The sequence below is a fragment of the Carnobacterium sp. TMP28 genome (assembly GCF_047553015.1).
Lineage (GTDB): Bacteria > Bacillota > Bacilli > Lactobacillales > Carnobacteriaceae > Carnobacterium_A.
On sequence record NZ_CP180212.1, the window covers coordinates 1,840,179 to 1,853,378 of the forward strand.

Here is a 13,200-nt window from a genome sequence, read left to right on the forward strand (position 1 = left end):
AAAGGGCTTATTCCAATTTAAACTGACTTGTTTCATCAGCTAATTTTTTTGCAATGTTGTCTAAGTCATCGATATTTGCACTGAATTCTTCCATTGTCGCTAGTATTTCTTCAGCATTTGCAGAAACCTGTTCTGTACCCGCTGAATTTTCTTGTGCCGAAGCAGCTATATTTTCAACTGAAGCAAGTGTGTCATCTTTTTTGCTTTCAATTTGACTACTTAAGCCGACTACGTTAATAATATTTTCTACTAAAATTTCCATTTGATCCGTCACGGTATTAGCTGAATCAATTGCTTCGTCGATTGTTCTTGTTTGTTTTTCGCTCTCTTCAAAAGATTCACTCATCTTGGCAATCATTGTTTGAGAACTCTTTTGAACTGTTTTAATAATATCGGTGATACTTCGTGTTGATTGAGCACTTTGTTCGGCTAACTTTCTTACTTCGTCAGCAACAACCGCGAAACCTCTTCCAGACTCTCCCGCTCTTGCTGCTTCTATAGAAGCATTTAAAGCTAACAAGTTTGTTTGTGCTGAGATACCACTAATTGCTTTACTGATGTTTTCGATACTTTGAATATCTTCATCAACCGCATTAATGCTTTCTGTTAATTGGAGCATCATTTGAATATTGGCTTGCCAATTTTCATATACATCAAGCATTTTTTCACTATTGCGGCCATTAGCTATCGTTGTATCATCAGCGCTTTTCCCAATTGTTTGAACACTTTCTTCAACTCCTGCAAGGATTGTTGAAAGTTCGTCCATTTTATTAGCTGTTTCTTCTGTATCTTGTGTTTGTATACCCGTTGCTTCAGCGATTCCGCTGATTGTTTCAGAAACTTCTTCGGTTGCAGAAGTCGTTTGTTTTGAAATTTCAGTCAGTGACAATGTCATATTTAATATAAGTTGGCTATTTTTCTTAATATCGCCAACAATTGCTTTATAATTCTTGACCATTCGATTAAATGAGAAGGCAATTTGATTTAACTCATCACCATTTGGATTGATTTCTTTTTCAATAATTGGTTTAATCTGTCCTTTAGACGGTTTTTTAGAATTTGTCTTACGTTTTTCCAACCATTTTATTTTAGGAGTGAGTGTAATATCTGAATGAATCATTTGAACCGTTAAATCTCCTTGCTCAACTCGTGTAAATGCTGAAATGATAGCATTAGCGATTCTTTTAATTATTAAAGTAAACAGCAAAGCAGCTAACAAGGCTACAATTAAAGATAGTAATGTGACGATAAAACCACTTCTAATACTTGCTTGATTTTCTTCAACCATTTCTCCATCTTGAACTGCTCCGTAAATGATAACACCTAAACGTCCAACTTTTTTGTAATACGTTTGAATATCCTTATTAAACGTTTTATCTAAGATAAATCCAAATTGATCATCTGCTTTTTTGAAAATAGGTTTATTTGAAACGTCTTTTCCTACTTTTTCTTGATCTCTAGAGATTAAATAGCTGCCTTTATCTGAAAGAACAAAAATTTCTCCTGTTGTCCCTACTTGTGACGAAGTAATCAATTTTGTAAGATTTTTAAGACTTAAATCCAATCCTATTACGCCGATAACTTCACTTTCTTTGATAATCGCTTTAGAAATAGTTAAACCAACTTCTCCTGTAACATAATCTGTGTACGGTTCTGTCCAGAATACTGCTCCTCGTCTTTCAACAGCTCGTTGGTACCAAACTCTTGATGCACTATCAAAATCTGCAATGGCTTCTTCCCTAATCAATCCGCCTTCTATCGGTGCATAATAGGCATCTTCTATGTAAAGTCCACTTGCTTTAGCTAATTTTAAATCTTCTAAAATAGCATCATCTTTTTCCGGTCCTTTTTCCATATATCTAAAACTAGCCTTTTGAGCTAAAGCTTCGATTGTGTCTTCTAACTCTTGTCCTGCCCAATCAAATTGGTTGGCTACTTGAGTTGTGGTACTTTTTTCGCTTGCTTCAATTCGTTTGGCAATAGAGTTTTTTGTGTTAATCGTTGTTGCTGATAAAACAATGATGACAGGTATAATAAATAACAAGAATAGCGTAACGCCAACTTTCATTCCTATACTCTTTTTTCTGATTACTGATTTTTTATTTTTACGAACCACCCAAAAAGCCTCCTCTTAAGTCATTAAAATTAACTAGTCCATACCATATGTGGCGTATTTATTTCACCCAGCTTATCATATGATTAAAATCTTATTAAACATCAGATTACTAGCTAATGTTTATATCGGCTAGTTTTAATTTTTTTTAAGCATTCGTTTGAACTTATTATTAAAAGAACTACGTTTATTTCGCAAAGAATAGAAAGGGCTCTCATTTTAATTAAATTAGCTGTTCAATTATTATAAAATAAACGTTAATAAAAATAATGACGTAATTTTACGTAGACAAAAAACAGCAAGAACTTTATAGTCCTGGCTGTTCTCATCTTTTATTTGATTACAACGTACCTGAACGAATAATAGAAATAAGCAGCCAAATACCCATTAATCCTGCGCCTAGAAAAATGATAATCCCAATGATAGAAACACTTGAACTTTCTGCCATTGCAACAATGATCGCTGAGGAAAGAATCAGTGCCGCAATAATCAAGGCAAAGACCAATCGGTTGACCATTTTATTGAGGCCTTTCCACTTATTATCCGCATCAACTAATTCAATATGCAATTTTGCTCTGCCACTAGTCGCATTCGTCAATAGTTGCTTTAACTGGTTGGGAAAATCAATTAAATCTTTCGATAGTTTATAGCTTGTAATCAACAATTTTTCTTTAGAGATAGAATCATATAAGGATAAATCATCACTCGCTTGCATGTATAGATTGGCAACTTTCAAGACGTTTATTTCTGGATCTAATTCTGCCAAAATGCCCTCAATCATACTCATCGACTTAACTAACATCGTAAAATCATTGGGAATTATAATACGATGCTTTTGAGTTACTTCCAACAGATCAGCAAATAGGGTACTCATATTGATTTTTTGGTAGCTAGTTGTTAAATAGGTTTCAAAAAAGTACGTTAAATCTTCATAAAACTCGTATCGATTGATTCGCTCTTTTGTTACACCCATTTTCAACAGACTATTCATCACTAAATCAATGTCATTAAAAACAATAGCTTTTAATAGTTTAACTAAACTTTCTCTATTTTCAACCGCTAGTTCACCCATAATACCAAAATCAATAAAAATAATTTTTTTATCTCTAATTAAAATATTCCCAGGGTGTGGGTCACCATGAAAATAACCATCTTTAAAGACTTGTGAGAAAAAAGAGACGACTAATTTTTCTGCAATATCTTTTTTAATGTAGCCTTCTTTTTCTAATTCAGGTAAATCAAGAATTTTTATTCCATCAATGTATTCTTCAACTAAGACTCTTTTTGAAACGTAGGTACTGACTAAGTTGGGTACACCAACAGATTTAAGTTCTCTATTGAATACTTTAAACTTCAGCAATGCAGTCGCTTCATTTCTGAAATCTAGTTCCATTTTTGTTGCTTCTTCAATTTCTTTGAGAGCTAGATCAGGATCAGAAATCAACTCTTTTATCGTATGTGGAGCCAATGATAGAATGCGAGAAAATAGAGCGATGTCTCTCAATAAGTTTTCTTCGATATCCGGTCGTTGAACTTTTACAATCACTTCTGCGCCATTTTTCATCCTAGCCCGATGAACTTGCGCAATAGATGCACTGGCTAATGGTGTTTCTTCTATTTGGTCAAAAACTGCCTCAATGTCTTCACCAAATTCTTCTTTAAAAATACGTTGAATAGCAACAAAAGAAAAAGGAGGAACGTTATCTTGTAGTTTAGATAGTTCGTCAATATACTCTTGTGGCAACAAATCTGGGCGAGTAGAAATAATTTGCCCAATTTTAATAAAACTAGACCCCAATTCTTCAAACGCTTTACGAAGACTAACGGCATCTTGCTTTTGATTGGCATTTTTGAATGCCGTTCGGTAAAGATAGCCAAATCCATACGAAGCAAGAACTGTTACAATCTCTCTTAATCGTTCACCACCTGACTTTTCCATCTCTCAATCCCCACCAATCGCTAGTGACTTATTGCTTGTTGATTAATTCATCTACTTTTTGTGTTAAGTCTGCTACTTTTTTTTCCAATTCCTCAAGGTCTTTTCTATGCGTCGCCGTCATTTCGATTAAGTGCGCCTCAACGTCTTCATGATTGGTTGCTTCTTTTTCACTGCCATTTTTACGTTGCACCAATTCTTCTTTTAAACGCTTGCCTTCTTCTACCGAAAGTTTGCCTTTCTTTTCTAAATTCTCGACGACCTCTTGAGCTTTCTCATAAGTTAGAGCCGCCCCTCCGATTCCTGCGAACACCAATTTCTTCAATTCTTCCATCATGATTTTTTCCTTCCTCTCTTTTTTTTGAAATGGTTTCTAGTTGATTACAGTATAACATGAGAGCGATTTCTATTGAAGAAAGAGCCTTTAAGATAGCTTCTCCTAACGTTATACCCCGCTGCCTTTCTTTCTAGTTGCTTCATCTTTTTCTTACTTAATTCTATTTACTGGCCTTTTTTTCTAAACTGGACAAGTTTGAAGAAAATAACTTTCCACTTGTCTACTGCTCTGGTTTTTTAGCCCAGTAGAGTGAAAATCACTCCCCACTCGTCTAATCTCCCTTAAAGTAGACAAGTGGGAAAGAATACTGTTAAGACTTGTCTATTTAAGCGACCAAAAGCCGAGAAGCTCCTTAAGAAACTTCACCCATTAATGTAAAAAAGCCCTAGCAAGTACTATCGAACCCTCATTTTCCAAAAATTTATCAAAAAAAGCTTTCCTAACACAAGTAATCTTGTGTTAGGAAAGCTTAAAGAGTGACGAACTAGATTAACCGAAATAGTTGATTCCCATAGCAGCTTTCACTTCAGATAAGGTCTGCGCGGCTACTTTTTCAGCAGCTAGGCTACCATTTTTTAGCATACGGTAAACTTCTTCTTTGTCTTTGGCAAACTGTTCTCTGCTTTCTCTTATCGGTTGTAGGAAATCTTGCAAGGTATCGTTTAGATACAATTTGATTTTTACATCTCCCAAACCACCGTGTTGGTACTCTTCTTTCAACGCTTGAATTTTTTCTTTGTCTGTTCCAAAAACATCTAGATAGGTAAAGACAACATTGCCGTCTACTTTACCAGGATCGGTTACACGGATGTGAGTAGGATCTGTGTACATGCTCATCACTTTTTTCTTGATGGCATCAGATGAATCAGATAGATAAATGCCATTGTTTAACGATTTGCTCATTTTACCTTTGCCATCAATGCCGATTAATCTTTCTTGCCCTTTTTCAGGAAGGATACCTTCTGGCATGACCAATGTGTCCGTGTTGTAAATTCGGTTAAAATCTTTTACGATTTCTCTTGTTTGCTCAATCATTGGTTTTTGGTCTTCTCCAACAGGGACATGTGTGCCTTTAAAGGCTGTGATGTCAGCTGCTTGACTAACCGGGTACATGAAGAATCCAGCTGGAATACTTTCGCCAAAATTCTTTTCATTGATTTCTGATTTCACTGTTGGATTGCGTTTCAAGCGTGACACGGTTACTAAGTTTAAGTAGTACATTGTCAATTCTGCTAATTGAGGGATTTGAGATTGCACAAAAATCGTGGATTTAGTTGGATCTAAGCCTACTGCCAAATAATCCAATGCAACTTCAAGTAAACTATCTTGTATTTTTTTAGGATCTTTTGCATTATCTGTTAATGCTTGTTGATCTGCAATCATGATAAAGGTTTGATTTTCTGCATCACCTTGTAGCATCAATCTGTTTTTCAAAGAGCCAACATAATGCCCTAAATGGAGCTTACCGGTTGGTCTATCGCCTGTTAATATTATTTTACTCATGGGTTGATTCCTCACTTTTTATTGGTATCATTTTATTTATCTTATTCATCATAACACATTCTGAAACGTTCTTATCATCGATTTCTATTAAAAATAAAAAGGATTTTTAAGAAAGGATTTTATTTAAAAATCTCTATCATTTTAATCCGTTAGTTTTTTTGGTATAATAGATTAATGAAAACGATTACTATCTATTAATTATAAGTAGATAACCAACAAGGAGGACATTTAAAGTGAAAGAAAAACAATTTACCTTTTATAACGGTACAACTATTCCCTATATCGGTTTTGGTACGTGGCAGATTCCAAATGAAGAGGCCTATGATGCGGTAACAATGGCCATCAAAAATGGCTACACACACATTGATACAGCCTTAGCCTATGGAAATGAAGAAAATGTTGGAAAAGCGATTAAAGATTCTGGCCTATCGCGTGATGCTATTTTTCTAACAAGTAAATTGCCCGCACAGATTAAAGGATACAATGAAACACTAGAAGCTTTCGATACCACTCTCACAAATCTAGGAATGAACTACATTGATCTTTACCTTATCCATGCCCCTTGGCCGTGGGATGAAATTGGCAAAGATTATACGAAAGAAAATATTCAAACTTGGAAAGCAATGGAGAAATTGTACAACGATAAAAAAATTCGTGCAATTGGTGTCTCTAACTTTTCAATAACGGATATCAAAGCTTTAATTGACGCTTGTGACATCGTACCAATGGCTAACCAAATTCCTTTCTACATCGGCAGAGACCAAAAAGAGTTAGTGGCTTTTTGTAATGAGAATGATATTCTTATTGAAGCTTATTCACCATTAGCCACAGGCGATATCTTAGATAGTCCTGAAATAATCGCAATGGCCAAAAAATATGACGTAACTCCTGCTCAATTGTCTATTCGTTACTGTATAGAAAAAGATACAGTGCCTTTACCAAAATCAACTCATGAAAGTCGTATCATTGAAAATAGTCAACTCGATTTTACTATTTCTCCAGCAGATGTAGAAATATTAGATGCAATAAAAGATGTACGCGAAAACTAATTAATGACTGTAAATGAAGAAAGAAAAAGTCAATTTAGGCACTTTTTCTTTCTTTTTACTTTTTATTCAGCCTATTTATTTTATTCAAAATTATTTTTATTTATCCGTAATCATTAACGACAGACTTACTCTATTGCCATATCTAGCTTAGTTTTCTTAAGAGATAATTAATTTTTTACTGTTAAAGTGAATGTGTCTACTAAAGCTGTATGTTATAGAAAATGGGCCAACCGTTACTAGCTACTTAAAGAGGACCTGTGCAAAGTAGATAGTCGTCTTTTTTAAAGAAAATTTGATTAGATTCTTAGTTATTCAAGATTGTTGGCGAGTTTTATTCAAAAAATCGTACATTTATCTATAGAAGAAAGGAGAATGAGTTATGTTTATCATCATAAATTACGTCAATTCTATTTTTGAACAATTGCCACAAAATCCAGAGATGATTAAATTAAAACAAAAAATGTTATCAGATATGGAAAAAAGATACGTACAATTAATTACTAAAGATCAAGGTCAACAACAGGCTACAGCGAACGTTCTAGCTGAATTTGGCGACCTAGATAGCTACTTTACTAAACTAAACTTATCTACTGAAGGATCTGAGGTTGACGAAACAACACTTAGTTGGTCAAAAGCTGAAGTTGAAGCGTTTAAAACTCATCGTTCAAGGTTTAGTTTGGCTATCGCTAGCGGTATCTCACTTATATTGTTCTCTGCCGTATTCTCTTTACTCATTCAAGCAACAGCCTCTTTTCTCCCTTTCTTTTCTTCTTTAGATTCTATGCAACTGATTTTATTTTCTTTGATTCCAGTTTTACTTTTAAGCGCTCTTGCTCTTAGCTTATTCGTTACTTTTGGAATGAAAGAACAAGCGTTTGATTTAGAAGGAAAAACGATCTCAGTTGATTCTCTAACGCAGTCTGAGTTAGCTCAAGAAAAAAAAGAGTACCAACCACAATTTACAAAAGGAATCACCACAGGAATCCTCTTTTGTATTGTAGGAGTTGTTTTCCTTTTACTGTCTTTACTTTTTGTTCAATCAACTCCACTTTGGCCGCTCATCTTTTTACTCAGCTTTGTTTCTATTGGCTTCTTTCTTTTCATATTTTTCGGTATTATCTATGCAACATACGATAAATTGCTTTCAATTGGCGACTACGCTCCAAAAAAAGTTGCTAGTGAACGGTTAACAACTAACGTGGCTAACATTATTTTTCCACTTGCTATAGGAATCTACGTTATTTCAGGTTTATTGTTCCAAACATGGTCGCCAGGTTGGATGATTTTTCCTATTCTAGGTATCGGTTTTGGACTATTTGCCGCTGTTGCTGAAAACACTTCCTTATTTTATCCAAAAAAACCTAAAAAATAAAAATAGCCTTCTCTCTTACATCATTTTCCTGGTAAGAGTTTGAAGGCTATTTTTATGGTGTACTCATTTTAAGTCATTCACTAATAAAATCTAAATTTGCATTCGTTTTTCCCACTCACACATAATAATTTTTTTGTGAGAAACAAATAAAACCACGAACATGATCGCACTGATAATGGTGGATAATAGTGACGGAATAGGATTAGTCGTCCAGTTAAGGAAAAGAAATAACGCTGGAAAAAAGCCTAAAATGACCACGATCAATAGGTAAAGAATGTAGTCTCCTACTTTTGAAAAAATAAGTTTCATTGAAATCGTTAGCGCTAGGTCAGCAAAGATGCAAATAACTGGAATCACATACGTTGTTGACCAACCATTCCACTCTAGTGAATAGTCTAAATAAATGCTAATTACTGAAACAATAATCAATAAGTAGAGGATACTTTTAGCCGTGTTTCTCCTTTTTCTAATCAAAGTATAAACCACTGTCCACAAACTCACGATACCAAGTACGGCTAATTTTAGTCCTTGATTTTGATCTAGCCAAATTTCTTCTATTCCTATAAAGAGTAACCCTATTATTATTGTAAAAATCATTAATAAACTCAAGACTCTTTTTCTATTGTAGCGTAACGGAATAGGTGGATAAGGGTTGGATTGGACTGTTATAGCCTCTTGCTCAAGTTCTTGACCACATAACGGACAGTTTTCCCAGACACCTTCAATAGTTGCCTGACACGCCAAACACTCACTCATCCGCTCTCCTCCCCTAACTCAGCAGTCGTCACTTGATTAACCGCAATACTCACTGGCAAGCCCGCTTCACTCAAAAAACGACTAAATTCTTTTTGAATAGCTACATCAATAAAAGGCGATGTAAAACTAATCGTTAAGCTATCCTCATAACTAATCATACAAAATTGAGGTCTAACGGCTGATGTTTTAAAATAAACTTGTTTAATATAGGTATTAATCGGGTATGGTAACGCAAATTGTCCCAAATTAGACATCGCAACCGTTACCTTTCGATTATTTTGTCGATTAATCAATTTTAGAATCATATCTTTAAAGGGACGAAGCGAAATTCGTGCAATTGGATGGTGTTCTGCTTTAATTAATTTACTTAGTCGCTGTGACAATCTTTCCGGTTCCAGATGGTCATGCAACTGTTCACTTAAACTCATACAAAGATGATTAAACTCCTCTTCTTCTCCTCCGTAAGTATATTCTAATAAAACTGTACTAAAGAAATTACGAGCAGAATTTGACTGATAAAACTGTCGTAAATTGACTGGAACAGATATAGCAATTGTATCCGTTTGTTTAAAATTTGTTTCAGCTTTTCTAATAGATTCAAAAAATAAAGCAATCAGATAAATGGTTAAAGAGACTTGTTGTTCTTTAGCCAATTGGAGTGTTTCTTTTAATGGGACACTCAAGTCCACCACTCGAGGACGGTTATCTGGCGTTTTTTTATTTTTTATTTGATAGACATGTTTTTTATTTGATTCTATGCTCGCAGATGAACCAAACCAAGAGGATGTTTTCTTGCTATACTTTACAACCACTTTACCTGCTCGCTTACTTGTTTTGACGACAGAAAAGAAAGCTGATCGAGCAGCATTACTAAAAGTATTTTGACCTTCTTGACGGAAATGTTGATTAAAACTATCTTCCAACTGTTGTTCTATCTGAAGCGGTGTTTTTTCCCACTTATTTTCAGCAATCTCATGCACCCGTAGATAAACGTACTCTTTAATGAGATCCTCAAAAAACCACATGGCACCTATTCCATCTGATAGCACATGGAATACTTCTAAATGAATACGATTTTCTTGATAAATGACTCTAAACAATAGATCTTTTTGGTCAAAATGATACAGTGGAGAACAGGGTGGCAAGGTTTCTGCTACCACTTTAGGCTTTAGATCGCTCATCACTAAATAATACCAAAAAACTCCTCGTCTTAATACACTATGGTAAAGCAAGTATTGTTCATAAGTTTTATCTAGTGCTTTTTGCAACAGTTTAGCCTCAACAAAGCTGGTCATTTCTGCTGTTAAACGAAAAACCTTTGTATCTCTGTTCGTCATCGCAGCTAAAAAGATATTAGAAGCATTATCCAGTCGTACCCAGGTTTTTCGTTTCATCGTATTTCCTCCTTTTCCTTCGTATTTCCTACTTCTCGTCTAAAAAGTCATTTATCTGCTGATAAGCCTCTACCACTAACTTTGAGAGTTTAGGATACGTAATAAAACCATGAACACTTTCTTTAACTCGGTGAACACGTACCCTATTCCCAGCATTTTCTAGTGCTTTCGCATATGCCTCACCTTCGTCTCGCAAAGGGTCATTTTCAGATGTCAGAACTAATGTGTCCGGTTGTCTGGTAAGATCGGATGCCATCAATGGAGAAATATAGGGACTTTTCCTTTTCTCTTCATCTGGTTGATACAAATCCATATATTCACTCACTTTTTTTGCAGTTAATCCATAATCTGTCCCCTTTGTTCTAATCGACTCATAAGGAGAGTTTTCCGTATGATCCCAGTATGCAACAGGATAAAGTAAAATTTGTTTTTGTGGATGATCTTTTCGGTTGTCTCGTAGCAACAAAGAGACAGCAGCTGCCAAGTTTCCACCAGCTGAATCGCCAATTAAGGTTAATTGAGATGCACTTGTTAAACCAATTAACGATAAATTATCTAACATCGCGTCTGCAACACGGTAACAATCCTCCAATCCAGCTGGATAAGGATACTCAGGTGCTAGACGGTAATCCACTGAATAAACGGTTCTTCCAGTTAAGTCCGCCATATTTATACATGGCTTTGTATACGTATTGATATCTCCGATTACCCATCCACCACCGTGAAAAAATAATAAAACATCGTCTGATTTCTTTTCTACTGGCTGAAAAATACGTACCGGAATATCGTGACTTTTATCTGCTGAATAAATTTTCCGGTCTAAAATTCGATAATTTGAGCGAATCGGTTTTCCTGAAAAAAAACGCTGAACCTTTCGAATCCATAAATAATCTTCTTCCATATTTATTTTTGGAGAAGACACTAATTTTAAAGCTAGTTTAACGATTGGATTCATTTTTTCGCCTCTTATCTATTATTTCCTAACTACTTTAGCATGCTTGATTTCTATCTGTTGCCTTTATTGTTAGTATACAGTCTTTTAATCAGCTAGACTAGTATGCTCAATCGACCTATCTTTTTTACTTTCATTTTATAACAAAAAAAGTTCACCACACTAGTTGTGTTCGTGAACGTTCTTTTGTATTTTATTTCTAAATGTTTAACAAGTCTAGTAACTATACTTAATATCCTTACCCAATCAATTGTTTTTGCTCATTATAAAAATTCTTATACGCCATGTAACTCGCAATGACAGAGGCTATACTCGTTGTAGAAAGCAGCATAAAGGTTACCATGATTTGATATTTTATCGCATGTGTTGGATCGACTCCAGCAAACATTAAACCTGACATCATACCTGGTAAACTAACTAGTCCAACCGTCTTGGCAGAATCAATCGTGGGTGACATGCCCGCTTTAATACTGTCTCTGACAATAGAGATAGAGGCTTGCTTTAAGTCTGCTCCTAAAGCTAGTTTCTCCAGAACTTGTTGCCTTTGATCAGCAAATTTCCCGTTTAAATTCCGGTAACTAATGCCAATAGCAATCATTGAATTACTCGCAATCATACCTGTAATAGGGACAATTTGAGACGGTTTGAAAACAAGTGAGCCAGACAACAACAAGATTACTAAAGTCAATGATGTCGCTGTTAAAATAGCAATAAAAGAGATTTTAAAAGCATTCGGAAGTCCTTGACTTCTTTTGCCAGCATTATAAGAAGCATTAAAAATAATAACCAATACCATTGTGAACGTAATAATGTTATTGTCTAATTTGAAAACATAACCCAGAATATACCCAACGATAACCAATTGAATAACCGCTCTAATAACGCCAATAATAATATCTTTTCCTAGATCTAATTTTTCTCGATAAACAATTGCTAAGGCCACTAAAACTAGTCCCATTGCAAAAACCAACGAGGTATTATTGATGCTCAAGTCCATTTTTTTCTTCCACTCCTCCGTTAATAATAGATATCACTCGATCTGATTCCGCTACTTCGCTAGGGTTGTGTGTCACCCACAAAACGGTAACTTGCTCGGTTTGATTCATTTCTTCGATAAAGTGACCAATTATTTTTTTATTTTCTTCATCCAATGCACTAGTAACTTCATCCAATAAAAGAACTTCTGGTAAAATTAAGACATTGCGTATCAAGGCAATCCGTTGTTTTTCTCCACCCGACAAATCATTAATATTTTTTGTCAAATAAGTCTCATCCAAGCCTACTTTTTCTAAGTAACCAATTGCTTTATCTTGATCGAATAATTTTTGCCTAATTTCGTATGGAAAAACCAAATTATCTTTTACTGTTTTCCCAAATAATACAGCGGTTTGAAACCCATAAGATACTTCTTTACGGTAGTCAATCGGATCATACTCTTCAATCTTTTTCCCTTTATACTGAATGGTTCCCGCTGTTTGAGAAAGCATAGAAGCTATTATTTTTAGTAACGTACTTTTGCCACTTCCAGAAGGTCCAGTGATTGTTACAAACTCGCCTTTGTCTACTGAAAAGTTGACATCATTCAAAATTAATTTATCTGCTACTTTAAAACTTACGTGGTTCAATTCAATTATCGGCTCATACATAAGTAGTCTCCTTTTTTAAAAAAATTTGCTTAAAAAATACAAAAAGTTGCTCTGGTAAGGAGCAACTTCTATTATAGCAAGTATGAAAGCAAAGAAACAAATAAATTTGTCTCTTTGCTTTTTGCTACAGTTGTTTAATTGA

11 protein-coding genes are annotated in these 13,200 nt (G+C 34.8%); 2 read left to right on the forward strand and 9 right to left on the reverse strand.

The genetic code is table 11. The annotated features are described in order from the left end of the window. Positions 1–7: 7 nt before the first annotated feature. The 4 genes from ACMHYH_RS08810 to trpS form a co-directional block, all read right to left on the reverse strand. A complete protein-coding gene (locus ACMHYH_RS08810; RefSeq protein WP_414839032.1) occupies positions 8–2,116 on the reverse strand; it encodes a methyl-accepting chemotaxis protein in 2,109 nt (702 codons plus the stop codon). A gap of 337 nt (positions 2,117–2,453) precedes the next feature. Further along, on the reverse strand, positions 2,454–4,052 hold the full coding sequence (locus tag ACMHYH_RS08815) for an ABC1 kinase family protein (protein WP_414839033.1): 1,599 nt from the start codon (positions 4,050–4,052) through the stop codon (positions 2,454–2,456). 28 nt (positions 4,053–4,080) lie between these two features. Continuing rightward, positions 4,081–4,386 (reverse strand): phasin family protein, encoded by a 306-nt coding sequence (locus tag ACMHYH_RS08820; RefSeq protein ID WP_414839034.1) that lies wholly within the window; start codon positions 4,384–4,386, stop codon positions 4,081–4,083. A 489-nt stretch (positions 4,387–4,875) separates the two neighbouring features. After that, a complete protein-coding gene (trpS, locus tag ACMHYH_RS08825; RefSeq protein WP_414839035.1) occupies positions 4,876–5,889 on the reverse strand; it encodes a tryptophan--tRNA ligase in 1,014 nt (337 codons plus the stop codon). Positions 5,890–6,122: 233 nt separating this feature from the next. Here trpS and ACMHYH_RS08830 point away from each other — a divergent pair, with 233 nt between their 5' ends. Both ACMHYH_RS08830 and ACMHYH_RS08835 read left to right on the forward strand, forming a co-directional pair. Beyond that, positions 6,123–6,938, forward strand: coding sequence for an aldo/keto reductase (locus ACMHYH_RS08830; RefSeq protein WP_414839036.1), 816 nt, complete (start codon positions 6,123–6,125; stop codon positions 6,936–6,938). A 379-nt stretch (positions 6,939–7,317) separates the two neighbouring features. Next, positions 7,318–8,310, forward strand: coding sequence for a hypothetical protein (locus tag ACMHYH_RS08835; protein WP_414839037.1), 993 nt, complete (start codon positions 7,318–7,320; stop codon positions 8,308–8,310). Between the two features lie 90 nt (positions 8,311–8,400). Here the strand turns inward: ACMHYH_RS08835 and ACMHYH_RS08840 are convergent, their stop codons facing one another. The 5 genes from ACMHYH_RS08840 to ACMHYH_RS08860 all read right to left on the reverse strand — a co-directional run bounded on the left by ACMHYH_RS08840 (position 8,401) and on the right by ACMHYH_RS08860 (position 13,058). Then, positions 8,401–9,066, reverse strand: coding sequence for a DUF6320 domain-containing protein (locus ACMHYH_RS08840; protein ID WP_414839038.1), 666 nt, complete (start codon positions 9,064–9,066; stop codon positions 8,401–8,403). Beyond that, positions 9,063–10,460, reverse strand: coding sequence for an alcohol acetyltransferase (locus tag ACMHYH_RS08845; RefSeq protein ID WP_414839039.1), 1,398 nt, complete (start codon positions 10,458–10,460; stop codon positions 9,063–9,065). The genes ACMHYH_RS08840 and ACMHYH_RS08845 overlap by 4 nt, the downstream gene beginning before the upstream one ends. 28 nt (positions 10,461–10,488) lie before the next feature. Next, on the reverse strand, positions 10,489–11,415 hold the full coding sequence (locus ACMHYH_RS08850; RefSeq protein ID WP_414839040.1) for an alpha/beta hydrolase: 927 nt from the start codon (positions 11,413–11,415) through the stop codon (positions 10,489–10,491). Positions 11,416–11,650: 235 nt separating this feature from the next. Next, a complete protein-coding gene (locus tag ACMHYH_RS08855) occupies positions 11,651–12,409 on the reverse strand; it encodes an ABC transporter permease (RefSeq protein WP_414839041.1) in 759 nt (252 codons plus the stop codon). After that, positions 12,390–13,058 (reverse strand): ATP-binding cassette domain-containing protein, encoded by a 669-nt coding sequence (locus tag ACMHYH_RS08860; protein ID WP_414839042.1) that lies wholly within the window; start codon positions 13,056–13,058, stop codon positions 12,390–12,392. The genes ACMHYH_RS08855 and ACMHYH_RS08860 overlap by 20 nt, the downstream gene beginning before the upstream one ends. Positions 13,059–13,200: the final 142 nt, after the last annotated feature.